Raw genomic sequence first — 255 nt, 5'->3', positions numbered from 1 at the left:
GAAACATCTAAGTACCCCGAGGAAAAGAAATCAACCGAGATTCCCCCAGTAGCGGCGAGCGAACGGGGAGGAGCCCAGAACCTGAATCGGCTTGTGTGTTAGTGGAAGCGTCTGGAAAGTCGCGCAGTAAAGGGTGATAGCCCCGTACACTAAAATGCACAGGTCGTGAGTTCGATGAGTAGGGCGGGACACGTGACATCCTGTCTGAATATGGGGGGACCATCCTCCAAGGCTAAATACTCCTGACTGACCGAT

General features: G+C 53.3%; 1 rRNA gene. It reads left to right on the top strand.

The annotated features are described in order from the left end of the window. A 23S ribosomal RNA gene (locus ACK3CV_RS25430) occupies positions 1-255 on the top strand; the annotation flags it as partial.

It is taken from the genome of Serratia sp. TSO36 (assembly GCF_057808395.1).
The sequence above is the reverse complement of the archived record's forward strand: the minus strand, read 5'-3'. Positions and strand labels throughout refer to the sequence as shown.